The sequence below is a fragment of the Desulfobaculum senezii genome, from assembly GCF_054657395.1.
Window position 1 is genome coordinate 1,143,944 of record NZ_BAAHYU010000003.1, and the last position, 23,513, is coordinate 1,167,456.

General features: G+C 62.3%; 23 protein-coding genes and 1 pseudogene. 11 read left to right on the top strand and 13 right to left on the bottom strand.

All coding sequences use genetic code 11. The features are described 5' to 3' along the window. The first annotated feature begins 2 nt into the window (after positions 1-2). The 8 genes and pseudogenes from secY to rplQ form a co-directional block, all read left to right on the top strand. Positions 3-1,316, top strand: coding sequence for a preprotein translocase subunit SecY (secY, locus tag ACYQ2T_RS14070; RefSeq protein WP_404843176.1), 1,314 nt, complete (start codon positions 3-5; stop codon positions 1,314-1,316). Positions 1,317-1,318: 2 nt separating this feature from the next. Then, a complete protein-coding gene (map, locus tag ACYQ2T_RS14075) occupies positions 1,319-2,089 on the top strand; it encodes a type I methionyl aminopeptidase (RefSeq protein ID WP_404843175.1) in 771 nt (256 codons plus the stop codon). A gap of 83 nt (positions 2,090-2,172) precedes the next feature. Further along, positions 2,173-2,286, top strand: coding sequence for a 50S ribosomal protein L36 (gene rpmJ / locus ACYQ2T_RS14080; RefSeq protein ID WP_404843174.1), 114 nt, complete (start codon positions 2,173-2,175; stop codon positions 2,284-2,286). Positions 2,287-2,302: 16 nt separating this feature from the next. Continuing rightward, positions 2,303-2,674 (top strand): 30S ribosomal protein S13, encoded by a 372-nt coding sequence (gene rpsM, locus ACYQ2T_RS14085; protein WP_404843173.1) that lies wholly within the window; start codon positions 2,303-2,305, stop codon positions 2,672-2,674. A 79-nt stretch (positions 2,675-2,753) separates the two neighbouring features. Next, a complete protein-coding gene (gene rpsK, locus ACYQ2T_RS14090; RefSeq protein WP_404843172.1) occupies positions 2,754-3,143 on the top strand; it encodes a 30S ribosomal protein S11 in 390 nt (129 codons plus the stop codon). Between the two features lie 27 nt (positions 3,144-3,170). Further along, the gene (rpsD, locus tag ACYQ2T_RS14095) at positions 3,171-3,797 is read left to right on the top strand and encodes a 30S ribosomal protein S4 (RefSeq protein WP_404843171.1); all 627 of its coding nucleotides are present in this window, start codon (positions 3,171-3,173) and stop codon (positions 3,795-3,797) included. An 11-nt stretch (positions 3,798-3,808) separates the two neighbouring features. Beyond that, on the top strand, positions 3,809-4,852 hold the full coding sequence (locus tag ACYQ2T_RS14100) for a DNA-directed RNA polymerase subunit alpha (RefSeq protein WP_459901380.1): 1,044 nt from the start codon (positions 3,809-3,811) through the stop codon (positions 4,850-4,852). Then, a pseudogene (gene rplQ, locus ACYQ2T_RS14105) lies at positions 4,842-5,213 on the top strand (50S ribosomal protein L17); the annotation flags it as partial. The gene ACYQ2T_RS14100 and the pseudogene rplQ, both read left to right, overlap by 11 nt. Before the next feature lie 712 nt (positions 5,214-5,925). On the opposite strand, the gene ACYQ2T_RS14110 reads toward rplQ, so the two are convergent. Continuing rightward, on the bottom strand, positions 5,926-6,411 hold the full coding sequence (locus tag ACYQ2T_RS14110; RefSeq protein ID WP_459901382.1) for a hypothetical protein: 486 nt from the start codon (positions 6,409-6,411) through the stop codon (positions 5,926-5,928). Positions 6,412-6,552: 141 nt separating this feature from the next. Here ACYQ2T_RS14110 and ACYQ2T_RS14115 point away from each other — a divergent pair, with 141 nt between their 5' ends. From ACYQ2T_RS14115 to ACYQ2T_RS14125, 3 genes are all read left to right on the top strand, one after another. Further along, the gene (locus ACYQ2T_RS14115) at positions 6,553-7,476 is read left to right on the top strand and encodes a selenium metabolism-associated LysR family transcriptional regulator (RefSeq protein ID WP_459901384.1); all 924 of its coding nucleotides are present in this window, start codon (positions 6,553-6,555) and stop codon (positions 7,474-7,476) included. A gap of 66 nt (positions 7,477-7,542) precedes the next feature. After that, the gene (gene selD / locus ACYQ2T_RS14120) at positions 7,543-8,589 is read left to right on the top strand and encodes a selenide, water dikinase SelD (protein WP_459901386.1); all 1,047 of its coding nucleotides are present in this window, start codon (positions 7,543-7,545) and stop codon (positions 8,587-8,589) included. 138 nt (positions 8,590-8,727) lie between these two features. Next, the gene (locus ACYQ2T_RS14125; RefSeq protein WP_459901388.1) at positions 8,728-10,293 is read left to right on the top strand and encodes an ASKHA domain-containing protein; all 1,566 of its coding nucleotides are present in this window, start codon (positions 8,728-8,730) and stop codon (positions 10,291-10,293) included. A gap of 429 nt (positions 10,294-10,722) precedes the next feature. Here the strand turns inward: ACYQ2T_RS14125 and recJ are convergent, their stop codons facing one another. The 12 genes from recJ to ACYQ2T_RS14185 all read right to left on the bottom strand — a co-directional run bounded on the left by recJ (position 10,723) and on the right by ACYQ2T_RS14185 (position 23,503). Continuing rightward, positions 10,723-12,420 (bottom strand): single-stranded-DNA-specific exonuclease RecJ, encoded by a 1,698-nt coding sequence (gene recJ / locus ACYQ2T_RS14130; RefSeq protein ID WP_459901390.1) that lies wholly within the window; start codon positions 12,418-12,420, stop codon positions 10,723-10,725. A gap of 152 nt (positions 12,421-12,572) precedes the next feature. Further along, on the bottom strand, positions 12,573-13,460 hold the full coding sequence (locus tag ACYQ2T_RS14135; RefSeq protein WP_459901392.1) for an HDOD domain-containing protein: 888 nt from the start codon (positions 13,458-13,460) through the stop codon (positions 12,573-12,575). Continuing rightward, on the bottom strand, positions 13,457-14,320 hold the full coding sequence (locus ACYQ2T_RS14140; RefSeq protein WP_459901394.1) for a tetratricopeptide repeat protein: 864 nt from the start codon (positions 14,318-14,320) through the stop codon (positions 13,457-13,459). Before ACYQ2T_RS14140 ends, ACYQ2T_RS14135 begins: the two co-directional genes overlap by 4 nt. Before the next feature lie 19 nt (positions 14,321-14,339). Continuing rightward, positions 14,340-15,044 carry an orotidine-5'-phosphate decarboxylase gene (gene pyrF / locus ACYQ2T_RS14145; RefSeq protein WP_459901396.1) on the bottom strand — a complete coding sequence of 235 codons (705 nt, stop codon included), beginning with the start codon at positions 15,042-15,044 and terminating at the stop codon, positions 14,340-14,342. A 13-nt stretch (positions 15,045-15,057) separates the two neighbouring features. Further along, a complete protein-coding gene (gene gmk / locus ACYQ2T_RS14150) occupies positions 15,058-15,684 on the bottom strand; it encodes a guanylate kinase (RefSeq protein WP_404843162.1) in 627 nt (208 codons plus the stop codon). Continuing rightward, positions 15,677-15,943, bottom strand: coding sequence for a DUF370 domain-containing protein (locus ACYQ2T_RS14155; RefSeq protein ID WP_404843161.1), 267 nt, complete (start codon positions 15,941-15,943; stop codon positions 15,677-15,679). The genes gmk and ACYQ2T_RS14155 overlap by 8 nt, the downstream gene beginning before the upstream one ends. Positions 15,944-15,973: 30 nt before the next feature. After that, positions 15,974-16,855, bottom strand: coding sequence for a YicC/YloC family endoribonuclease (locus tag ACYQ2T_RS14160; protein WP_459901398.1), 882 nt, complete (start codon positions 16,853-16,855; stop codon positions 15,974-15,976). 165 nt (positions 16,856-17,020) lie between these two features. Further along, a complete protein-coding gene (gene mtaB, locus ACYQ2T_RS14165; RefSeq protein WP_459901400.1) occupies positions 17,021-18,373 on the bottom strand; it encodes a tRNA (N(6)-L-threonylcarbamoyladenosine(37)-C(2))-methylthiotransferase MtaB in 1,353 nt (450 codons plus the stop codon). Then, positions 18,370-19,404, bottom strand: coding sequence for a tRNA 2-thiouridine(34) synthase MnmA (mnmA, locus tag ACYQ2T_RS14170; RefSeq protein ID WP_459901402.1), 1,035 nt, complete (start codon positions 19,402-19,404; stop codon positions 18,370-18,372). Before mnmA ends, mtaB begins: the two co-directional genes overlap by 4 nt. Positions 19,405-19,480: 76 nt before the next feature. After that, a complete protein-coding gene (gene gatA, locus ACYQ2T_RS14175) occupies positions 19,481-20,950 on the bottom strand; it encodes an Asp-tRNA(Asn)/Glu-tRNA(Gln) amidotransferase subunit GatA (protein ID WP_459901404.1) in 1,470 nt (489 codons plus the stop codon). 37 nt (positions 20,951-20,987) lie between these two features. After that, complete coding sequence (gene gatC / locus ACYQ2T_RS14180; protein ID WP_404843156.1) at positions 20,988-21,272, bottom strand: Asp-tRNA(Asn)/Glu-tRNA(Gln) amidotransferase subunit GatC; 285 nt, start codon at positions 21,270-21,272, stop codon at positions 20,988-20,990. A 35-nt stretch (positions 21,273-21,307) separates the two neighbouring features. Next, on the bottom strand, positions 21,308-23,503 hold the full coding sequence (locus ACYQ2T_RS14185; protein ID WP_459901406.1) for an ABC transporter substrate-binding protein: 2,196 nt from the start codon (positions 23,501-23,503) through the stop codon (positions 21,308-21,310). Between the last annotated feature and the right edge of the window lie 10 nt (positions 23,504-23,513).

Genomic DNA, 23,513 nt, shown 5'->3' on the forward strand with positions numbered 1-23,513 from the left:
ACGTGGCGCTTACTGGGGTTGAGAATCTCACCAAGTTACCGGAGTTGAAGAAGAAGCTCCTGTGGACGTTCCTGCTGTTGGCGGTTTACCGGATCGGCATTCACGTGCCGACTCCGGGCGTCGACACTGTCGCGCTGCAGGACTTCTTCGATAGCGTTCAGAACACCTTGTTCGGTTTGTTCAACATGTTCTCGGGCGGTGGTTTGAGAAATCTCTCCATCTTTGCTCTTGGGATCATGCCCTACATCTCCGCTTCGATTATCATTCAGCTGCTGACCGTGGTCAGCCCCGAGCTGAAGCGATTGTCGAAGGAAGAGGGGCAGGCCGGACGCAAAAAGATTACCCAGTACACCCGTTACGGGACGGTGCTCATCACCATCGTACAGGGCCTGGGCATCGCAATCGGTTTGGAGAGCATGACCAGCCCCACCGGCGCTCCCGTGGTCCTCGACGCAGGCTGGAGCTTCCGTCTTGTGACCATTATTACCCTTACTGCCGGTACCGTGCTGATCATGTGGATCGGCGAGCAAATCACGGAACGGGGACTCGGAAACGGCATCTCGCTCATCATCTTCGCCGGTATTGTCGCTGGGCTTCCTGGCGCCATTGCCAACACATGGCGACTGATGACCACGAACGAGATGTCCCTGTTCGTGCTGCTGCTGGTACTGGCGCTCATGGCCGGTGTGCTGGCGCTCATCGTGTACATGGAACGTGCGCAGAGGCGCATCCCCATCCAATATGCCAAGCGCATGATGGGTCGGCGGATGTACGGTGGTCAGACCACCCATCTGCCTCTGCGAATCAATACCGCAGGCGTTATTCCTCCCATTTTTGCCTCTTCCATCCTGATGTTCCCGGCAACGCTGGCGAACTTCTCCCGGGTGGAGTGGCTTCAGGAGATTTCCGCCTGGTTCACACCTGCTTCGGTGTTGTATAATGTGCTGTTTATCGGAATGATCTTCTTCTTCTGTTTCTTTTACACAGCCATTATCTTCGACCCGAAGGACATTGCGGACAACATCCGCAAGCAGGGCGGCTTCATCCCCGGCATTCGCCCCGGTGCCAAGACCCACGAGTACATCGATAGGGTTCTGTCCCGGATCACGCTGTGGGGCGCTCTGTATATCGCTGCAGTCTGTGTGCTGCCGATGCTTCTGATTAGCCAGATGCATGTGCCGTTCTACTTTGGCGGCACCAGCCTGCTTATCGTCGTCGGCGTGGCTATGGACTTCATGTCCCAGATCGAGTCGCACCTCATCAACCGTCAGTATGAAGGTTTGATGGGCAAGACGAAGGCCAAGGGACGGCGATAGCATTGAAAAAGTTTCGCGGAATCTTTTTGAAGAACGATGCGGAGATCGCCCTCCTGAGGAAGGCGAACCGCATCGTCTCCGTGATACTTGATGAAATGGGCGAAGCCGTGCGGCCGGGTGTTCCGACCATGCGGTTTGAAAACATCGCTCAGGAAATGTGCAGGAAGTTCGACGTCACGCCCGCTTTCCAGGGCTACGGCGGCTTTCCCTACGCACTGTGCTGTTCCGTCAATGAACAGGTTGTCCATGGGTTCCCGTCTGACCGGGTGCTGGAAGAGGGCGATATCGTCAGCTTTGACATGGGCGTCATTTATGACGGATTCTACGGCGATTCGGCCCGCACCTTCGCGGTGGGAGCTATCCCCGAGGAAACGCAGCGCCTCATTGATGTCACGCGTGAGTCCCTCATGCGTGGCATTGAGCGCGCCGTGGTCGGTAACCGCCTTTACGACGTATCCAAAGCAATCCAAGAATTTGTGGAGCTTAACGGGTATTCTGTGGTAAAGAGGTTTGTCGGGCACGGTATAGGCCGGAATCTTCACGAAAAGCCGGAGGTCCCCAACTTCGTCCCTCGGGGCGCGACGGGGCCGCCGATTAAGGCCGGAATGGTCATAGCGGTGGAGCCGATGGTCTGTTTAGGATCGCCAGATGTCGAGGTCCTGGAAGACAAGTGGACAGCAGTGACAAAAGATCGTAAACTCTCTGCCCACTTTGAACACACTATCGCTCTGACCCACAACGGGCCAGAGATATTGAGCAGAAGCGATCATTAAGGTTCGTGCTTGCATATATACCTTAGTTTCCTGGTTGTCCCGAGGACCGGGGTGCTCAATAAGGAAAGAAGCGGGAGAAGGTCATGAAAGTTAGACCCTCAGTTAAAAAGATGTGCCCGAAGTGCAAGTTGATCCGCCGTAAGGGCGTGCTCCGGGTTATCTGCGAAAACCCCAGGCACAAGCAGCGCCAGGGCTAGGTAAAGGGGATTTATCGTGGCTAGAATTGCAGGTGTTGATTTGCCCAAGAATAAGCGTCTGGACATTGGTCTGACGTACATCTACGGCATCGGTCGCACCACAGCCCTGAAGATTCTGGATTCTACCGGAATCGATTGGACGAGGAAGACCGACGATCTGACCGCTGATGAGGTGAACACCATCCGCAAGGAGATCGAGACCAACTTTAAAGTTGAAGGCGATCTCCGCCGCGAGGTGACCGCCAACATCAAACGCCTGATGGACATTGGCTGCTACCGCGGCCTGCGCCATCGCCGTGGTCTCCCTTGCCGTGGTCAGCGCACCCACACGAACGCTCGTACCCGTAAGGGCCCCAAGCGTTCTGCGGTTGGTAGAAAGAAAAAGTAGTTATCAGTTTGCATCCCCCGCCTAGGGATTCTCCTTGGGGGATGCAGAACTGAACACTTCAGATTTACGGAGAAAGGTTATGGCCAACCCCCGACGCTCCGGGAAAAAGAAAGAGAAGAAGAACGTACCTGCGGGCATTGCCCACATCCAGGCGACGTTCAATAACACTATTGTCACCTTCTCTGATATGAAAGGTAATGTGATCAGTTGGGCGTCCGCTGGTGGCACCGGGTTCAAGGGCTCTCGTAAGAGCACTCCCTTTGCTGCCCAGGTTGCTGCTGAGCGTGCCGCACGCACTGCTCAGGAGCACGGTATGCGTACCGTCGGCATCTTCGTCAAGGGCCCCGGCTCTGGACGTGAGGCCGCTATGCGCGCCATCAACAATGCCGGCTTCAAAGTCAGCTTCATGCGCGACATCACTCCCATTCCACACAATGGGTGCCGTCCGCCTAAACGCCGCAGGGTCTAACCCGGCTGTTCACTAGGAGGAAACGTTTTGGCAAGATACACTGAAGCGAAATGTCGCCTTTGCCGCCGAGAGGGGCAGAAGCTGTTCCTCAAGGGTGACCGTTGCTATACCGATAAGTGCGCTTACGAGCGCCGCCCCTATGTTCCGGGCCAGCACGGTCGCGCACGCAAGAAGACCAGCGACTACGCCATCCAGCTGCGCGAGAAGCAGAAAGTGCGCCGTATTTACGGTGTGCAGGAGAAGCAGTTCCTCTCCTACTTCCATCGCGCTGACATGAAAAAGGGTGTGACCGGTACCAACCTGCTCGTCCAGCTTGAAACCAGGCTCGACAACGTCGTGTACCGTCTCGGATTTGCGAATTCCCGCACTCAGGCCCGTCAGCTGGTCCGCCACGGCATCTTCCAGCTCAACGGCCACAAGGTCAATGTCCCCTCCTTGCAGGTCAAGGAAGGCGACGTGATCAACGTGCGCGAAAAGAGCAATAAGATCCCCGTGATCCAGGAAGCCCAGGAAGTGATCGCCCGCCGCGGTTGCCCTGATTGGCTGGAGGTTGATGGAACTGCTCTGAAGGGCACTGTTAAGGCAATGCCTGTCCGCGAGGACATCCAGTTCCCCATCAATGAACAGCTGATCGTCGAATTGTACTCCAAGTAACAGGTGTAGTGATGATCATCCAAGACGGCGACAAATTGATCAACACCCGGAATTGGTCCGAGCTGGTCAAACCAGAGCAGATTGTACGCGACCCCAAGAGCAACGACCGCTATGGCAAGTTCATTTGCGAGCCCTTGGAACGCGGCTTTGGTACGACCATCGGAAATGCCCTGCGCAGAGTTCTGCTTTCTTCGTTGCAGGGCGCCGCAGTTGTAGCGGTGAAGATCGAGGGCATTCAGCATGAGTTTACCACCATGCCGGGTGTGCTCGAGGACATTACGGACATCGTCTTGAACCTCAAGCAGGTCAGGTTCATGATGACCACCGAGGAGCCGCAGCACCTCACCCTCACCGCCGACAAGAAGGGCGAGATCACCGCTGCCGCCATCTCGGAGAACCAGAACGTCACCGTTCTGAACAAGGACCAGCACATTGCCACGCTGACCGAGGACATCCCCTTCAGGGCTGAGCTCGAAGTCAGAATGGGCAAGGGATACGTCCCCGCTGAAATGCAGGAAGGGTTGAGCGACGAAATCGGTCTTATCCGCCTCGACGCCAGCTTCTCCCCCATCAAGAAGGTTGCCTACAGCATTGAGCAGGCTCGTGTGGGTCAGATGACCAACTACGACAAGCTCATTCTGGAAGTCTGGTGCGACGGCTCCGTCATCCCTGAGGATGCCGTGGCTTACAGCGCCAAGATTCTCAAGAACCAGCTGTCGGTGTTCATCAACTTTGATGAGCAGACCTCCGATGAGGAGCAGACTGGATCGCAGGGTGGTGTCGATCTGAACCCCAACCTGTTTAAGAGCATTGACGAGCTCGAGCTTTCCGTTCGTGCTACCAACTGCCTCAAGAGCGCAAACATTCGTTTCGTCGGCGAGCTTGTGCAGCGTTCCGAGGGAGAAATGCTCAAGACCAAGAACTTTGGTCGCAAGTCCTTGGATGAGATTCGCAGGGTCCTTGCCGAAATGGAACTTGAATTCGGCATGACCATTGAGAATTTCGACGAACGCTACCAGGAATGGCTGAAGAGGAAAGAAAGCGATGAGGCATAGAAAAGCCGGAAAGAAACTCAACCGCTCTGCGTCCCACCGCAAAGCGATGTTCCGCAACATGGCCAAGGCCATGATCACGCACGAGTCCATCCGTACCACGGAAGTCCGTGCCAAGGAACTGCGCCGAGTTGTTGAGAAGCTGGTGACGCTTGCTCGTAAGAACGACGTCCCCGCTCGCCGTCAGGCATATAAGGTTCTTGGCAACCACACTCTCGTCAAGCGTCTGTTCGACGAGATTGGCCCCCGTTTTGTCGGTGTCCCCGGCGGCTACACCCGTGTAGTCAAGCTGGGTCAGCCCCGCACGGGCGACTGCGCTCCCATGGCAATCATCGAGTTCACCCGCACCGCTGGTGAAGTTGAGGAGAAGAAGGAAGCGCCCAAGAAGGAAGCCCCTGCAAAGAAGGCTCCCGCCAAGAAGGCCGCCCCTAAGAAGGCTGCTGAAAAGAAAGAGGAGAAGGCCGAAGAGGAGAAGCCCAAGAAGGCTCCTGCCAAGAAAGCCGCTCCTAAGAAAGCTGCCGCCAAGAAGGAAGAGAAGGCCGACGAGGAGAAGCCCAAAAAGGCTCCTGCTAAGAAGGCCGCTCCCAAAAAGGCTGCCGCCAAGAAGGACGAAGAGAAGAAGGAAGACTAGCTCTTCACTCTCTCCCTTCACCTTACGTATAGAACAGGCCCCTCGGGGCCTGTTTTTTTTGGTTTGTCGTGAGGTGGGTGTTTTCCTGCGGTGGCGCGGGACGCTTAGGGCGCGTATCCCTGTGGTTTCGGCCGCGTGGGGGACGCGCTTTTTTGCGGCGCATGGCGGTGACCGGCGGGGCGCTGGGTTCTCTCTGCTGTCGTCAGAGAGAGTCCGGGTGGTTTGGCCGGTCCGGCCGGTCCGGCTGGTCCTGTAGGGGCTGGCGGTGCGGTTGGGTTTGCAGCGGGGCGGGCCGGAGGTGCGGGCTGCACTGAGATGTCCCGAATGGTCCGTTATGGTGCCATGTGTCCCGCACGGGCGACGCCCAAAACGGTGATGCCCACCAATGTTGGCGGGATGGAGGCAGAGCGGGATAGCGAAGCCCGCTGTCCGCGCGGCACAAGGGCTACCCCAGAGGCAGCCCAGAGGCGCCTGCGTCGTGCTTTACGGCGTCAAACCCGCGCCACATTTCCATGCGCCCTGTTTGCGCGCCGATAATGCAGTGCTGGTCGCCTGTGCGGAAGTTCCACAAGGGTTCGTCGCATTGGGTGGTCATGGGCCACGCAAGGGTGAGTTCGGTGAAATAGCGCCAGCGCTTTGCCGCATGAAAACGGTTGATGGCTTCCGGCATCTCTACGCTGATGGAGCGGATGAGGCGCACGCCCATGGGGCAGACGGAGGGGCGCGGGATGGTGTGGCCTTCAAGCGGCGGCATGGCGGCGTAAAAGGTCAGACATCCACTCTCCCACCGGACGGTGAAGTCGCATCCGGCGATGTGTTCGGTTTTGGTGGCGCAAGGGACACTGAGGCGTGCATGGAGGCTCAGCAGACCATGTGGCGTGACGCCAAGATGCGTTTCCACCATATGTCGGACGTTGTGAATGAGGTCCATTCTCTCCCCCGCAGGTCTGTTTCAGTGAATGTATATAGCATGCCCTATATTGCCTGCGGTGTTGGGTCAACCCCTTTTCTGCCCGGTGTGGCCAAACGGCCCAGTTTCCAAACGTTGGCAAATGTATTACGTATTTCCATCATGGACATCAGGAGATTAGAAGCCTTTTCAAAGGTCTATGAATGCCGCAGTTTCTCCCGCGCGGGGCAGGAGCTTTTCCTGTCGCAGCCGACTATTTCGGCGCATGTTTCCGCGCTGGAGGAAGAGCTGGGCGTTCGGCTGTTTGACCGCATGGGGCGCGTTGTGCTGCCCACGCAGGCTGCCGAGATTTTGTACACGCATGCCCAGCAGGTGTTTACCTGTTTGGAGCAGGCCCGCACCGAGATATTGCTGGTGCAGGACCGCGTGGCGGGCAACCTGACTGTGGGTGGAAGCACGATTCCTGCGCATTTTGTGTTGCCGTCGGTGTTTGCGGGGTTTGCCGCCTCGCACCCGGATGTGCGGCTGCACCTGAGCGTGGGTGATACGCGCGACATCATCGCGGGCATTTCGTCAGGGGAGTACCTGCTTGGAATGGTGGGTGCCAAGGCCCCTGCGCCGGACGTTCGGTTTGAGCGCATTCTGGATGACGAACTCATCGTTATTGCCCCGCCCGGCCGGTTTGGCCTGAGTGGCCGGACCGTGCGCCTTGCCGAGGTGCTGGAGGTGCCGTGGGTGATGCGCGAGCAGGGTTCCGGCACGCGCAGGGCGCTGGAAGGCGCGCTGATGCAGCGTGACGTGGACCTGCGCAGCATGCAGGTGGCCGTGGCCGTGGAGAGCACGCAGTCCGTGTTGCACTATGTGCAGGCCGGGCTTGGCGTGTCTGTGACCTCGCGCCTTGCGGCAGGAAGCATGCTGGAGCGTGGCGAGCTGGTTGAGGTAGAGGTGCCGGAGCTTCGCATTGAGCGCAGCTTCTACCTTGCCTACAACGACCGGCGGCACCTGTTCCCGGCCTCGCGCTACTTTATGGAGTACCTGCGGGAGCGTTGCCGCGCGGGCATCGGCGGAGTTCGTCAGGGCGCGTAAGCGTCGCGGAAGGGGGCGCGGAGCCCCACGATTTTTTGTAACCCCAACACAAGACGAGGAAACGTCATGGCCGAGAAAAAGCTGGTCGAGACCGTACGCGCTGCGGGTTGAGCCGCCAAAATTGCTCCGGGGGACTTGGAGCAGGTTTTGGCGGGGTTGACGCAGCGCCCGGATGACCGGCTATTGGTCGGTGCCGGGGATAATGAGGACGCGGCTGTACTGCGCTTTCCCGCGGGGAAGGCCATGGTGCAGACCGTGGATTTCTTAACGCCAGTCGTCAACGATCCGTATCTGTTCGGACGCATTGCAGCTGCCAATGCGCTGTCGGACGTCTATGCCATGGGCGGTGAGCCGTGGTCGGCGATGAATATTGTCTGTTTTCCGGTGAAGAATCTGCCCAAGGAGATGCTCCGCGACGCGCTCCAAGGCGGATATGATGCTATACTGGAAGCCGGAGCCGTTCTTGCCGGCGGGCATAGCGTTGAGGATGAGGAATTCAAATATGGCCTTGCTGTGACCGGATGCATCAATCCGGACCATATGGCCACCAATCGCGGCCTGCGCGCCGGAGACCGCCTGTTGCTGACCAAACCCATCGGCACGGGCGTGCTGGCGACGGCTGTGAAAGGGCGCTGGGAAAACAGCGCGGAACTTGAGGCCTGCCTTGGCCGCTGGGCTGGGCGTCTGAACAAGGCGGGTGGCGAAGCCATCCAGACCTTTGGCCTGCTTGGGGCAACGGATGTCACCGGCTTTGGCCTTGGCGGGCATGTGCTGGAGATGGCGCGTGCGTCCAAGGTTGGCGTGGAGCTGACCCTTGCGGACGTGCCCATTATGGATGGCGCACTGGACCTTGCGGGTATGGGACTTGTGCCCGCCGGCAGCTTTGCCAACAAGAACTTTTGCAGTTCGCAGGTGGCGGTTGCCCATGGCCTTGATGCCGTGCGTGTGGACCTTGTGTTTGATGCGCAGACATCTGGCGGGCTGGTGCTGGCTGTGCCGGAGGAGCGCGTGGAGGCTGTGCAGGCCTTCCTGCGCGAGCGCGGCGACATGGCCGCGTGCATCGGCAGGGTTGTCCCGCGCGAGGACGCGGGCGCCAGCTTGAACATTGTATAAAGGGGAGGAGCGTATGTTGGCGCATTGCAATCACCGTGGGCGAATTGGCGCTGCAACTGTGCGGCGTCAGCCGCGCTGCGTGACGCCATGCGCCGCATACGCTCCTGCCGTGGTCGTGCCTGCTGTGGGTGCGGCTTGATGGCGGGCTGGCTGACGGTGCACGACGCCTCCGGGCGCGGACTCTCCGTGCCTGTGGTCAGTGGGCGAACCCTCGCGCAGGCGGTGTACGTCAGCGGAGAGTGGGAAGCCCCGGCGCTGTGCTCGGGCGTTGGCCGGTGCGGCCTGTGCCGGATGCGCTTTCTTTCTCAGCCGCCGCAGGCGCTGGACGAGGAGGTCCGCCTGCTTGGGCAGGATGCGGTGGACGATGGGTGGCGGCTTGGATGCCGGCATCTCGCCGCGGATGGGATTGAAATCGAAATTCCGGCGCGCCCGCGAGCCCGGGCGGCAAACGGCCAAGGGCATGAAGCCGGCGAGCCCTTGTGCCTTGCTGTGGACCTTGGGACGACCTCGGTCCATTGGTCGGCCCTGCGCGGGGGGCAACGTGTTGCCTCCGGTGTGTTTTTGAACCCGCAGATGGGCGCTGGCAGCGAGATTATGTCCCGGCTGGCCTTTGCCCGGTCGACCAGTGGCGCCGAAGCCATGCGCCGCCTTGTGGTGGAGCGCCTGCAGGAGTGCATTGCGCAGTTGCCTTCCCCCGTTGCCCGCATTGCCCTTGCCGGAAACCCGGCCATGACCTCGCTGCTCTTGGAGCGTCCGTCGGAAGGGTTGTGCGCCGCGCCGTACTGTCTCTCCCACCTCGAAGGGGAAATTGTCCGTGTGGCTCCCGGCGTGCCCCCGGCGTATGTTTTCCCGCACATCGGTCCCTTTATCGGCGGCGATATCACTGCGGGCATGGCGTGGCTGTTGTCAGCCGACACGCCCCCGGAATTCCCTTTCCTGTTTGCGGATATGGGCACGAACGGCGAATTCATCCTTGCCCTGTCGCCTACCGAATTTTTTGCGGCCAGTGTGCCGCTTGGCCCCGCCCTTGAGGGGGTGGGGCTTGATTGCGGCACGGTTGCCGCTCCCGGCGCGGTAACCAGCTTTGCCTTAACGCCGCGTGGGCTCCAGCCTCGCCGCCTTGGAGCGGGCACCACGCGGGGCATCAGCGGCACGGGATACCTCGCCCTGCTGTCGCAGCTGCGTTCCAGCGGGATGATGGACGCTGGCGGGCAGTTTTCGCCTGGAGCAACGCCGCTGGCGCGGGTGCTGTCGCGTGGGCTGCATACCGTTGACGGCGAGGCGCGCCTTGACCTTGGCGAGGGGCTGTATTTGTCCGCATCGGATGTTGAAGAAGTGCTGAAGGTGAAGGCGGCGTTCAATCTTGCCTTTGCGCGGCTGTTGCGCGGAGCAGGGCGGCGCGCCCATGAGCTTGCGGGAATATACCTTGCGGGCGCCCTTGGGGAGCACATGCCGCCGGGCGTCCTTGAGACGCTGGGATTTTTGCCGCCGGGAGCGGGCTCCCGCGTGACCATGGTGGGCAACACCGCCCTTGCCGGGGCCGAGCGCCAATGCGCGGGCATTGTCCTGCGCGAGACCGCGCGCGATGTCTCCACGTTCACCAAGGTGGTGGAATTGTCTGGAGACGCTGAATTCAGCGCGCAATATTTGGCCTGTATGACCTTCGACCACGTGACCCTCCACGCTGACGCCAGCGAGTCGTGACGGGCGGCGCGGTGTCCCTGCGCGTCTCGTTATTGTGCGCCGCACGGGCGCACCTGTTCCTCCCGTCAATCTGGCCGGGGTGACGTCCAGACGGCGTGTGCGTGTCCCTCCCTTTTCTTTTGCCCCTTTCTTTTCGGCAGTCTTTGCCCTGAAGATGTGGTGCAGGCGCGCAAGCCTGCGCGGCCATGGTGTGCGCCTGTGCGCCACGCATGAGCATGAAAAAGCCGCCGTCCCGGTGAATCGGGGCGGCGGCTTGTGCGTGTGGTAAGAGGCGCCAGCGCGGCGGATGCGCTGTGCGCGGGCTGATTTGGGCTTTTCCCACAAGGAGGAATGTCCGGTGTGGGAGAGGAGCGCGGCGGACGCTGTGGGGCGCCGCGCGGCGTACATGCCGGGCGTTGCGCCGGAGGCGCCGGACGCTCCACCCGCCAGCTAGACGGTCTTCCAGTCCTTGATTTGCAGGTCGATGGAGGCCGTGCCGCGGTAGCGGTCAATCTTGGGCGTAAAGGCCAACTGTACGGATGCGCCCTCGATGTGTGGCGGGATATGCTCGGCCTGCCGCCACGCCTTGGCGCTGAGGCAGACGCCGGAGTCCGGTTCCACAAGGTCCAGCTTGACGTGGTTCTTGCCGAACACGCGGCGTCGCTGCACGCGCACTGCGCGGGAGGTGAACACCGGTTCGGCGTTGCCCATGCCGTAGGGCTGGAGGAGTTCCAGTTCCTTGAGCAAGGTGAAATCGATGTCCGCAAAGGCCAGCTCGCCGTCCACGTAAAGGGTGGGGGTGAGTGGCTCATCGCCGCACTGTTTGGCTACGGCGGCGTCAAAGGCGTCCCGCAGGGCGTCCAGATTGGCTTCCTCAAGGGAGAGCCCCGCGGCCTGCTTGTGCCCGCCAAAGCCGAGGAGGGTGTCTGCGCAGTCGCAGAGTCCGGCGTAGAGGTCGAATTCCTTGGTGCTGCGCCCGGAGCCTTTCAGGTGGCCGTTTTCCTGCGTGATGATGAGCGTTGGGCGGTAGTGCGCCTCCACAATGCGCGAAGCCACAATGCCGATGACGCCGGGGTGCCAATCCGGGTGGTAGAGCACCAGCCCGAGGCGGTCCAGCTGCTGTTCGGCTTGCTCCTTGGCCTGCTTGAGGATGGTGTCCTCAGTGGAGCGGCGCTCAGTATTGAGGGTATCCAGCTTGGCGGCAAGGGGGCGCGCGGTGTCGTAGTCTTTGGCCAGCAGGAGCTTCAGGGCGTTTTCCGCTTCGCCGATGCGGCCTGCGGCGTTGATGCGCGGGCCAAGGCCAAAGCCCACCTGACCTGCGCCAAGGGCGGCGGACGGCGAGAAGCCGCTGGCTTCCTTGAGGGCGGCAACGCCGGGGCGGCGCGCTTCGCCCAGCAGGAGCAGGCCGTTTTTGACGAGGATGCGGTTCTCGCCCTGCAGTTTGACCACGTCGGCCACGGTGCCGAGGGCGACAAGGTCGAGGAATTGGCGCACGTCAATGGGGTCGCCGGGCAGCAGGCGGTTGAGGGCGGCCATCAGCAAAAAGGCCACGCCCACACCGGCAAGGTCCGGGCAGGGGCAGTCCGCAAGGCGCGGGTCCACCACAGCGTCAGCCGCGGGCAGGGTATCGCCGGGAAGGTGATGGTCGGAGACGACAACCGTCATGCCAAGCTCCTTGGCGCGGGCGATTTCGTCAATGCTGGTGATGCCGCAGTCCACGGTCAGCAGCAGGTCGACGCCTTCGGCGGCGAGGGCTTCAAGGCCTTCGATATTCAGGCCGTAGCCCTCGGTGAAGCGGTTTGGCAGGTGGTGGCGCGCGGTGTAGCCCCGGCGCTCCAAAAAGTCCGTCACCAGCGCTGTGGAGGTGACGCCGTCCACGTCGTAGTCGCCCCACACGGCAAAGGTCTTGCCGGCGGTGAGGCCATCGGCCAGTACCTGCGCGGCGTCCATGAGGCCGGGCAGGGCGTCCAGCGGGGCCAGATGTTTGAGTCCGGGAGTCAGAAAAATATCCATATCCTGCAGGCTGTGCTGGCCGCGTTGCCACAGCAGGTTGGCGATGAGGGGCGTCACGCTGAGTGAGTCGGCCCATGTGGCGATGTCCGAAGGCGCTTCGGAGCCATTGGGGCGGGGAATCCATATTTTCGACATTGATGAAGCCTCGGTGAGTCGTTCGTTATACCGTCACTAGCGGTGTAGTGGTCCTGCGCTGTGGCGTCAACCAGCTGCGGGCGCGGGCGTGTGGCCGTGCGCCGCCGTTGGGGATGGCGGGCCACTGGTACGCTCTGGATGGATGCGGGGCGTTAGGTGAGGGCGCGCAGCAGGTCGCTGATGCCTTCGTCTTCGGCGAGTTCGGCAACGTCGGCCATTAGGGCGTCCATGTCGAGGTCGAATTCCTCAAGGATGCCTTCCCATGGTCCGGCGACTTTGCGGTCCGGGCCGTCAAAGCGCACGGCCATGGCGTCCGCGAGGCACAGAATCTTGGCGTGGAGGACGTGGTCCGGGGCATTGGTTGGGGCGTGGTGCCAGTTGACCGGTTCGGTCAGCGACGGCGGCAGATTCATGGACCGCAGAGCCATGGCGCCAACCACGCCGTGCTCCAGCCCCCAGTATTCGTCCTCGGCTTCGGCGATGGAGAGGGATTCGTCCTTGGCCAACTGGGTGATGCGCTCCCAGTCCTCTGGCCGCAGTAGGGCGGTGAGCAGTTTGCCAAAGTCGTGGAGCATCCCCGCCGTGAAGATTTGGTCCGGGATGAGCGGTTCGGCGTCCTTGGCAATGGGCAGGGTGCTGACGTGGCAGGCGATGTGCTTGGCCGTGGCGGCGGTAATAAGCTGATGCCGCCAGTATTTCTTGAGGTCCAACACGCCGCGTTTCATCTTGGCGGCCAGCCCCTTGACGCCAATGCCCAGCACCAGACAGCGGATGGTCTCCAGCCCCAAAAGGGAAACGGCCCGCGCCGGGGATTCTACCTCGGACTGCAGGCCGTAATATGCGGAATTTGCCATGGAGAGGACCTTAACGGTCAGGCCCTGATCGGCGGCGATGCTGTCTGCGATGTCACCAAGGGATGCCTTGGAATCTTCGTCCGTCTGGGCGAACAGGGTCGTGAGAATCTGCGGCGAGAACGGCAGATCGTCCTTGAGCGCTGTGACACTGGACAGAAGTTCGGAGCCCTTGTCATGTGACATCATAGTTGAACATTATAATTCGCGCTGGATTTTTTTGCACCTTTTTTCTTGGGAGCAGGGGGTGTTGCCCCCTGAATGGCGTTGCCTTCGCTGTCCACAAGGCCCTTTTCCTTGAGCCATTCAAGGAACTTTCCGGCCTCTTCGAAGTTGGCGTTCAGTTCAAGGGCCTGCATCAGGCTCTTGGCCGCGCCGCCCCAGTCTTCCTTGTCGAAGCAGACCCGCGCAATATTGTAGTGCAGGTGCTCATCCTCGGTAGAAAGCTCCAGCGCGCGGGCGTAGTAGTCCACGGACTGGTCGAGCATCTTGTTCTTGCGCAGGTTGATGCCGAATTCGTTGAACAGGTGCTTGTGCTCCGGTTCAAAGGCGGCGTCCAGCTTGACGAGGCGCTCGAAGATGTCGTTGGCCTTGGCGTCGTCCCCGCGTTCGAGGTAGGTCAGCCCAAGGCCGAAGTTGGCGCGGACGTTTTCCTCGTCGATGCTCAGGGCGTTGTTGAACTCCAGCTCCGCGCTGAAGGTTTCGCCCTTTTCGCGGTGCTTTTCGCCGCTTTCCACGCTCTGCTGGAGCTCCTTCATCTTGGGGAACACGTTGGAGACGTAGAATTCCGGCTCCGGCGAGAACTTCTCAAGGAATTCATCGCGCGGGACGCTGCGCTTGGCGCCGGCGGGGACGTAGTTGACGTTGAGCGGCTGCACGAGAACCGTGCCGTCGTCACCTTCTACAGCGTACCAGAAGGTTTTCTTGATGGTTTTACGGGTGGTGGTTCCGGTGCCAACCTTCTGCACGGTCTGGGACGAGAACACACCCTTGATGTGATCCTTGTGCCCGGGAGCGTGCGAGCTGTGTTGTGTATGCTCATCAGTCATGACGTACCCCTTTCGTGCGTTATAAAACGACAGACGCCATCTGTTCAAGGAAAACCGCAGTCGCCTCGGCCGGGGAATCTGCGCCAGTGATGGGCCGCCCGGCAACAAGGAAGTCCGACCCGGCGGCAACGGCCTTGGCGGGCGTCATAACGCGGCGCTGGTCGTCGCCTGCTGCGGCAAGGCGAATACCCGGCGTCAGGCACATGAAGTCCGCGCCGCAGGCGTCTTTGATGGCGGTGGCCTCGTGCCCGGAGCAAACCACGCCGTCCAGTCCGCAGTCTGCGGCAAGGCGGGCGTAGCCAAGCGCCACATCGGCAACGGTGACGCCGTCCGGCAGGGCGAGGTCCGTTTCGTCCATGCTGGTCAGCACGGTGACGGCAAAGAGCAGCGGGGAGCGCCCGGAGATCTGCGCGCCGTCGCTCAGGCCTTCACGCGCGGCCATGAGCATGCGGCGGCCACCGCAGGCGTGCACGTTGACCATGTCCGCCCCGGCCACAACGGCGGAGCGGACCGCGCCACGCACGGTGTTGGGGATGTCCATGAACTTGAGGTCCACAAAAACCTTAAAACCCATATCCGTCAGGGCCGTGATGATGCCGGGGCCGGTAGCTGTATACAGCTCCAGGCCGACCTTGACCCATGTCAGGCGGCCCTTGACGCGCTCTGCCATGGCAAGGGCGCTGTCGCTGTCGGGGAAATCGAGGGCGAGGACGAGTTCGGCCATGTACGTTCCTTGTCTATTCGGCTTCGGGTTTGACGTGGAGGATGCGCTCCAGCAATCCGGGCATCAGGCGCGGGCGCGTTCCCTCGGCGAGGTAGACGCTTTTGAGCAGCCTGTAGGCAGAGTCGAGGTCATCGTTGATGATCCAGTGGTCGAACTCCGTCGCCTTGGCGATTTCGCCGGGGGCGTTGTCGATGCGGCGGCGGATGGTGTCGTCATCGTCGGTATTGCGGTTTTCCAGACGCTGGCGCAGTGCGGTCATGGTGGGGGGCAGCAGGAAGATGAAGCTGCCTTCGCCCGTGTTCTGCCGCAGCTGGCGCGCGCCCTGCACGTCGATGTCGAACAGGATGTCCTGCCCTTCTTCCAGCAGGTCAAGGATGGCCTGCTTGGGGGTGCCGTAGCAGTTGCCGTGCACCTCGGCCCATTCGGCAAAGAAGCCTTCTGCGGCCAGTGCGCGGAAGCGCTCCATGCTGACGAAGTGGTAGTCCACCCCGTCCCGTTCGCCTTCGCGCGCGGGACGGGTGGTGTAGGAGATGGAGAATGAAATACGCGGGAATTCCTCGCGCAGTCGGCGGATGAGCGTGCTCTTGCCGGTACCGGAGGGGGCGCAGATGACCAGCATCAGCCCGCGGCGGTTATTCATTCTCTTCGTCCTCCTGGCTGAAGCGCTGTCCAATCGTCTCGGCCTGAATGGCGGAGAGGATGACATGGTTGGAATCGGAAATGATGATGGAGCGGGTCTTGCGGCCCTGGGTCGCGTCGATAAGGCGGCCCGCCTGCCGTGCGTCTTCGCGCAGTCTGCGCATGGGCGAGGACGACGGGTTGACAATGGCGATAACCCGTGTGCTTACGACAAAGTTGCCGAAGCCGATGTTGAGCAGACCGTTTTTTTGCATAATCATAACTCGTATGTGTTGTGAAGGTTGGCTGTGTTATTCGATGTTCTGGACCTGCTCGCGGCATTTCTCGAGCTCGGCCTTAAAGTCTACCACAAGGCGGCTGACGTCGGTGTCCTGCGCCTTGTTGCCACAGGTGTTGATTTCGCGGAAGCACTCCTGAAGGATGAAGTCCAGCCGCTTGCCTGCGTCGCCGCCGTTTTGCATCACTTCGTCAAGGCGCACGAGGTGGGCGTCCAGACGGGTAAGCTCTTCGGTGACGTCGATGCGGTCGGAAATGACGGCGATTTCCTGCAGCAGGCGGTCTTGATCCAGTTCCACGCTGTATTTGTCCAGCACGGTCTGCATGCGCTTTTCCACGGTTTCAAAGCGGGTTTCCTTCACCTGCGGAGTGCGCTCCTTGAGCTGGTCCAGCCAGCCGGAGAGGCGCTTAACGCGCACGAGGAGGTCGTCCTTCATGGCTTCGCCTTCGATGTGGCGGGCGTCGTTCCAGTCATCAAGGGCCTTGATGAGGCCTTCTTCCAGACCGGCCTGCAGGGTGGGGTCCGGCTCGCTGGAGCTGTCTTCCCACAAAAAGGACATGCCCATAAGGCGCATGTAGTCCGGCGTAAAGTCGTCGCCGCGCTCGGTGGCGAAGGCGCTGATTTGGTCGAGCATGGCGGTGGCCATGGTGCTGTTCAGCGAAAGGCCAAGGATGTCCGGGCGGGAGATTTGCAGGTTAAGCTGCACATTCACGCGGCCACGGGTGGCGTGCTCGCGGACGATTTTTTCAAACCGTGTCTCAAGGGAGCGGACGCTGGACGGCAAACGCCACTTCAGGTCCAGATGGCGGCCGTTGACGCTGCGGATTTCCCATGCCTGCGACCAGCCGTCACCCTGTGATGCGTAGCGGCCGAAGCCTGTCATGCTTTTGATCATTCTACCCTTTCCTTTGGGGAGGGGAGGCGTTCTCCCCCGTCGTATGTGCTGAAGACGCCCACTGGCGGACCATTGGGCGTCGTGTTCTTTGGATGTAGTGGTGTGGGTGTGTTAGTCGCCTTTTCCCGCGATGTCCATAGGTGTTGGCGCTTTGACACTACAGGCTCACTCTGCGGGGTGAACCAGCAGGGTGGTGCCGTCTACCCCCACGGGGCGCGCCGCCACCATGCGGCGCAACGCGCCGCCCGGAACATCGGCCGTAAAGCGGCAGTCTGCGTAATATTGGCAGATGCCGCGCGCCGGGGACAGCTTTTCCAAAACCACGTCAAGACGCTCCTGCCCGGCCAGTGTGGCAAGGAAGGCCGCCTTCTTGTCCGCCGCCACCTCTCGCAGCTGGCGCGCGCGGTCTTTCTTAACCGCTTGCGGCACCTGCTGGGGATAGCGCGCGGCCGGGGTTCCCGGCCTTTGAGAATACGGGAAAACATGCGCGTAGGAAAGCGGCAAGGCCCTGCAAGCCGCAAGGGTCTGCAGGAAGTCCTCGTCGGTTTCACCGGGAAAGCCTGCGATAAGGTCCGTCCCAAGGCCAAAAAGCGGCCACACGCCGCGCAGGCGCTCCACCCATGCGGCGACCTCGTCCGGACCGTAGTGGCCACGGCCCATGCGCCGCAGCACCGCCGGAGCAAGGCTTTGCAGGGAAATATGCAGTTGCGGGCTGGTCAGACGCGAGGCGGCCAGCACCTCAAGGGCGCGGTCCGTGAGCTGCGCCGGGTCCAGCGAGCTGATGCGCAGGCGCGCGTTGCCGGCCCAGTCCGGCGCAAGTTCGCCCTCCAGATATTCAAGCAGGTCCCAGAAGTCCGGGGAGCCGGGCAGGTCGCGCCCGAATTGGCGCAGGTTGATGCCCGAGAGCGTGGCCTCGTGCCATCCGGCTTCGAACAGGCGGCGGACCTCGTCGGCAACGCCTTGCATGGGGCGGCTGACCGATGCGCCGCGCGTGCTGGGGATGATGCAATAGGTGCAGCGGTGGGTGCAGCCGTCCTGCACCTTCACCACCGCGCGTACGCGGTTGTAGCCCGTGATGGAAAACTCGGGGAAGTGCGGCGCGGCTGTGTCTGCGCCGTCCGCATGCTGCTGCGCGCAAGAAGGCTCGGGCGTGCAGGATGGCTGGGCGGCGTCGTGAGCCATGGGCAGGGTGAGGAGTTCTTCCTTGCTCGACTGCGGAATGATGAGGGCGTCCTCAAAGTCCTTGGCAAGGTCATCCTGCATCACCTGCGCGGCGCAGCCGGTGATGATAATGCGGGCCTGCGGCGCGGTGCGGCTAAGCTTGCGGGTGCGCTGGCGCAGGTCGCGCACGGCCTGCGCGGTAACGGCGCAGGAGTTCAGCAAAATGATGTCCGCCCCGGCGGGGTCGGCCGCTTCGGCGTAGCCCGCGCTGGTCCATGCCTCGCGGATGGACTGGCTTTCGTACTGGTTGATTTTGCAGCCGAGGGTGGAAATATGGAACGTTTTGACGCTGTTCATGCTGTGATGATGCCACCGGCGAGAACGGTGCCGTCAGCGTCGTAGACGGCGGCCACCTGTCCGGGCGTTGGGCGGGTATGGGGTTCAATGAAGGCAATATGCATGGCGTCCTCGCCAAGGGTCACCGCCGCAGGCTTGGGCCGCTGGCGGTAGCGCGTCTGCACAAGGACCGTCTCCGGCCACTCGTGCGCCGGGACGAGGATATTCACGTCAGTAACGTCGCAGCCGGGGGCGGGAAGCTCGTCCTTGGAGCCGACGATAAGCGTGTTGGCGGCGGTGTTCTTGCCCACCACGTAGAGCGGCTCGGACCATGCCACGCCAATGCCCCGGCGCTGGCCTAGGGTGTAGCGCCACAGGCCGTTATGCCTGCCGAGCGCCGTGCCGTCCGCAAGGGTGATAGGACCGGGACCGGGCAGCGTATCCACGCGCGACTGCAAGAAGGCGCAGTAGTCGTCATCCGGCACAAAGCAGATTTCCTGACTCTCGGACGGCAGGGGCGGGGTGATGCCGCGCTCAACCAGCGCGCCGCGCACGTCGGTCTTGTGCCACTCCCCAAGGGGGAGGACGGCGTGGGCCAGCCGGTTCGCCGGGACGAGGGAGAGGAAGTAGCTTTGGTCCTTCACCGGGTCCTCGCCGCGCCGGAGCACCTGCCTGCCGCCTGCGTGGACCATGCGGGCATAGTGGCCGGTGGCGATGCTGTCCGCGCCCATGCTTCGCGCCGCATCAAAAAGCAGGCCGAACTTCATGGCCGGGTTGCACCGGGAGCACGGATTGGGCGTTTCGCCGTCCACGTAGGACTGGACAAAGGGCGAGATGACCTGCTCGTCAAACTCCCGCGAGAGGTCAACGGCGGTGAAGGGGACGCCGAGGCTTGCGCACTGGCGCTTCAGCCCCTCAAGGGCCTGCGCCGTGGCGGGCGAAGGCGGAAGAAAGTGGGCGTGCACGGCAAACAGGTCCAGCCCACGCTCCTTGAGCAGAACGAGGGTGAACAGGCTATCCGTACCGCCGCTGACGGCTACCGCTGTCTTCATATGCAGTTCGTTTCTTTTTGCACGTTGTGCAGGATACGTCGAAGCCCCGCAGAGCGGGGCTTCGTGTGATGTCGTTTTATTCCAGGCCCTTGGGCGCGGGCAAGGGGTCCAGTCCGCGCATGAGCGCGCCCGACGCGGCAAGCAATCGGTCTTCCGCAAAGGCCGGGCCGAGAAGCTGGAGGCCAACGGGCATACCCGTGTCCTCGCCAAGGCCAACAGGCAGGGAAATGCCGGGCAGGCCCGCAAGGTTCAGGCTGATGGTGTAGACGTCCATCAGGTACATCTGAAGCGGGTCGTCCGTCTTTTCCTCAAGGCCCCACGCCGTAACGGGCGAAGCCGGGCCGCAGATGATGTCGCACTGTTCAAAGGCGTCGAGGTAGTCCTGACGGACCAGACGGCGCACCTGTGCGGCCTTGCGGTAGTAGGCGTCGTAGTACCCGGCGGAGAGCACGTAGGTGCCCAGCATGATGCGGCGTTTGACCTCGTCGCCAAAGCCTTCGCTGCGCGAGGCGGTGTACATGTCGATGAGGTCATGTGCGCCCTGCGCGCGCTTGCCATAGCGGACGCCGTCAAAACGCGCAAGGTTGGAGCTGGCTTCGGCCATGGCGATGATATAGTAGCTGGCGATGCCGTACTTGGTGTGCGGCAGGTCCACGGGCACCAGCTCCGCGCCAAGCTCTTCGGCGCGCTTGATTGCGGCGCGGCAGCCTTTTTCGACTTCGGGAGCGAGGCCGTTGGCCCAGTATTCCTTGGGCATGCCAAGGCGGACGCCCGTCAGGTCCTGCCGCTCGTTGGCGGCGGCCACGTAGTCCGGCACCGGGCAGTCCACGGAGGTGGAGTCGCGCTCGTCGTAGCCCGCAATGGCGGAGAGCAGCAGCGCGGCGTCCGGGACGGAGCGCGTCAGCGGCCCAATCTGGTCAAGGCTGGAGGCATAGGCCACACAGCCGTAGCGCGAGACGCGTCCGTAGGTGGGCTTGAGGCCCACGCAGCCGCAGAAGGACGCAGGCTGGCGGATGGAGCCGCCTGTGTCCGTGCCGAGGGAGCCAAAGCACTGCCCTGCGGCCACGCTGGCGGCGGAGCCACCGCTGGAGCCGCCGGGGATGCGGGTGGTGTCCCACGGGTTGCGGGTGACGCCAAAGGCGGAGTTTTCCGTGGAGGAGCCCATGGCGAACTCGTCCATATTGGTCTTGCCGATGATGACCGCGCCGGCGTCGCGCAGGCGGGCCACGGCGGTGGCGTCGTAGAAGGGCGTAAAGTTTTCCAGAATCTTGGAGGCGCAGGTGGTGGGGGCATCCTTGGTGGCAAGGATGTCCTTGACGCTGACGGGCACGCCCCACAGGGGCTTGTTGGCCTGCGGGCCTTCGGCGTCGAGGGCCTTGGCGTAATCAAGGGCGGCCTCGGCCTGAACGGAGGTGAACGCGCCGACGCGGTCCTCTGTGGCCGCGATGCGGTCAAGGCAGGCCTGCGTGGCTTCGGTGGCGCTGATGCTGCCGCTGGCAAGCATGTCGCGCAGTTCTGTCAGTGTCTTTGTGGTCAGCTCGGACATATGTGAATCCTTAAAAAAGAGTCTGTTTGCCGTGGCTCTAGACGATGCGGGGCACGATGAAGGAACTGCCGTCGTGCTCGGGCGCGTTGCCAAGGACGTCCTCGCGCTCGCAGTCGCGGCGGACTTCGTCCTCACGCAGGCGGGAGACGTGCTCCACCGGGGAGTACAGCGGCTCCACGTTTTCGGTGTCGGCTTCGCCCAGCTGGTCCATGTAGTTCAGAATATCGTCAATCTGCCCTGCAAAGCGGGCGAGTTCCTCGTCGCCCAAGCTAAGCCGGGCCAGACGGGCCACAGAAGCGACCTGTTCGGGACTGATTTTCATAACGTGGTCTCCTTAGGGGGGCGTAGACGCCCGTCTTATTGCAGGCTGTCCTGCTGCGCATCTGCGCCGGTTTCGTCGGCGCGGCGATTGAGTTTCTCAAGCAGTGTGCGGACGCGCTGGTCCAGCGTGCCGCTGGTGTTGCCGTTCTTGAGCAGCTTTTTCAGCTCCTCCAGCTCGCTTTTGTCCTTCAGCATCTGCACGCGCTCGGCATGCTGGGCGCGCACGCGGTCAAGGCGGGCCTTCAGGCGGTCCTTGTCCACGGGCACAAAGCCGCTGGACGTGGGCTGGAACAGGAACATCTGCTGATGGGCCTTGCCCGCGTCGTCCCACTGGATGGGAGCCATGCTCCATGTGATGGACTGCGCGTCGTGCACGGCGGAGTTGACGCGGGAGGACCACGTGCTCTTCACCGGGCCGAGGGCCTGCGCAAAATGGACGAAATCGTAGCCGAGGGCAATCCAGAAATCCGGAGCGCCTAACCCGTCCTGCTCAAGGGCGGTGCGCAACTGCTGCGCGGCCGGGGAGGGATTGTCGTCCCACCATGCGCCGGGGAACACCGCAAGGCGGAAGTAGCGCGCCTCAATATCATTGTCCCGGGCGATGCCCTGCGCCCACAGGGACGGCCCCATAAGCAGCAGGCGGTCTTCGTCATAAAAGAACAGCTGCGGCACCAGCTGCTCGGCCTGCGCCCAGCCGTCCGGCATGAACAGCGCCTTGAAGGGCGGGTTCGGGGGCAGCGGGTCGCCGTTGGCGAGCACAGGTTTTTGCTGTTCTTCGCCGTTTTCGTCAAGCTTTGGCGTGTTCACAAGGCGGCGCACCGGCGCGCCCCACTTGGTGGGAGCGGACGGCGGATAGCTTTCGGTTGCGTTCACGCTGGCGAGACGCGCTTCGGCCTCCGCGCGGAAAATCTCCGTCAGGCGCGTGCCGAACGGCTCATCCGGGTGCAGGGCCGCAAGGTCGGTGATGCCGTAGGTATCAACGGCAAGGTCCAAGAGGGTGCTGACCTGATCCTGCGGGCTGGAGAAAAAGCGCCATGCGTCGCGGCCCTCGCGGGCGCTGCCGAGGCTGGGCAGAAAGGCAAAGTAGGGCCTCTCGTCCGTCAGGCCGTTGGCGTGGATGGTCTTAAAGGTGCTGATGCGCAGGGGACCGCCCACCACGCGGATTGTGTCCGGCAGGGCCGCCAGCTTCTGCTGCCAGCCATGGGCGGCGGTGTTGATGACACGGATGTTCATGTGCCCACCCTGCATCAGGATGCGCCACTGGGCCACGCCCGCGCCGCGCAGAATCTTCCAGCCGATTTCGCCGTAGGGGCCGGAGAGGGGCAGGGCAAGGGCGATGCCGCCGGCCTCTTCGGGCACGTCGCGCTGCTCCAGAAGCGGGGCAAGGATGCTGCTGACCAGCCCCTTGTCCGCAAAGTTCCCCTCGCGGGAGAGGCGGCTCAGGCTATGCCACGCGCTGGACCACGTGTCCTCATTCAGGGCGAGGCGGCGGGCTTTTTCCAGACGGATGATGGTGTAGGGAAAGTCGTTTTGCCGGGAGGGGGGAATGATGTCCACGAGGGCGTCAAGGATGTCTGCCCGCTCGTCGCGCAGTTCCACGGCAAGGGCGCGTTCCAGCTGACCATGGGACAGCTCCGCGGGTTCGGGGGAGTTGGCGTAGATGCCATCCAGCGTGCGCATGGCATTGTCTAGCTCCTGATCCACCCACTGGAGGCGCGCCAAGGTGATGCCCGCCTTAAAGCGCAGTTCCCACGGGCGGCTGTCGTCGTGCAGCAGGCCGGTGAGGTGTCGGCGGACTTCGGCGCGCTTGCCCAGCAGGTCCATGGCGTCGGCAAAGATGATGTGCCAGTCCCACGCGTCGCGGACCGTGGGGTCGGTGGTGGCCAGCGTGTCCAGTGCGTCCAGCGCAATGTGGGCGTGGCCGTTTTTGACGGCGCTCTGCCCAAGGCGCATCAGGGCAAGGCGCTCATCAGCGGCGGCAAGGCCGCCACGCTCCAAAAGGCGTGCGTAGAGCATTTCGCTCTCGCTGTAGTCCTTGGCCTTCCATGCGTTTTCGGCCCGCTGGTCCAGCGGAAGGGCGCGCGGCGTACCGGGCATGGGCTCTGGTGTGGTGGGGAGGGATTTCTTGCCACAGCCAAGGGCCGTCACAAGAAACAGGAGCATCAGAAACAGGGCGGCATAGCGGGCCGCTGGCGAATATGGGGAACGGTCGCGTGCGTTTTTCATCGGCATAAGTGGTGTT

Coding starts and splice junctions, on each gene's coding strand:
- gatA (WP_459901404.1), bottom strand. CDS start 20,950: ATGTCCGAGCTGACCACAAAGACACTGACAGAACTGCGCGACATGCTT.
- ACYQ2T_RS14185 (WP_459901406.1), bottom strand. CDS start 23,503: ATGCCGATGAAAAACGCACGCGACCGTTCCCCATATTCGCCAGCGGCC.
- ACYQ2T_RS14135 (WP_459901392.1), bottom strand. CDS start 13,460: ATGATGTCACATGACAAGGGCTCCGAACTTCTGTCCAGTGTCACAGCG.
- ACYQ2T_RS14155 (WP_404843161.1), bottom strand. CDS start 15,943: ATGATTATGCAAAAAAACGGTCTGCTCAACATCGGCTTCGGCAACTTT.
- ACYQ2T_RS14100 (WP_459901380.1), top strand. CDS start 3,809: ATGATCATCCAAGACGGCGACAAATTGATCAACACCCGGAATTGGTCC.
- rpmJ (WP_404843174.1), top strand. CDS start 2,173: ATGAAAGTTAGACCCTCAGTTAAAAAGATGTGCCCGAAGTGCAAGTTG.
- gatC (WP_404843156.1), bottom strand. CDS start 21,272: ATGAAAATCAGTCCCGAACAGGTCGCTTCTGTGGCCCGTCTGGCCCGG.
- ACYQ2T_RS14110 (WP_459901382.1), bottom strand. CDS start 6,411: ATGGACCTCATTCACAACGTCCGACATATGGTGGAAACGCATCTTGGC.
- ACYQ2T_RS14160 (WP_459901398.1), bottom strand. CDS start 16,855: ATGATCAAAAGCATGACAGGCTTCGGCCGCTACGCATCACAGGGTGAC.
- mtaB (WP_459901400.1), bottom strand. CDS start 18,373: ATGAACAGCGTCAAAACGTTCCATATTTCCACCCTCGGCTGCAAAATC.
- gmk (WP_404843162.1), bottom strand. CDS start 15,684: ATGAATAACCGCCGCGGGCTGATGCTGGTCATCTGCGCCCCCTCCGGT.
- mnmA (WP_459901402.1), bottom strand. CDS start 19,404: ATGAAGACAGCGGTAGCCGTCAGCGGCGGTACGGATAGCCTGTTCACC.
- rpsK (WP_404843172.1), top strand. CDS start 2,754: ATGGCCAACCCCCGACGCTCCGGGAAAAAGAAAGAGAAGAAGAACGTA.
- ACYQ2T_RS14140 (WP_459901394.1), bottom strand. CDS start 14,320: ATGACTGATGAGCATACACAACACAGCTCGCACGCTCCCGGGCACAAG.
- recJ (WP_459901390.1), bottom strand. CDS start 12,420: ATGTCGAAAATATGGATTCCCCGCCCCAATGGCTCCGAAGCGCCTTCG.
- ACYQ2T_RS14115 (WP_459901384.1), top strand. CDS start 6,553: ATGGACATCAGGAGATTAGAAGCCTTTTCAAAGGTCTATGAATGCCGC.
- pyrF (WP_459901396.1), bottom strand. CDS start 15,044: ATGGCCGAACTCGTCCTCGCCCTCGATTTCCCCGACAGCGACAGCGCC.
- ACYQ2T_RS14125 (WP_459901388.1), top strand. CDS start 8,728: ATGGCGGGCTGGCTGACGGTGCACGACGCCTCCGGGCGCGGACTCTCC.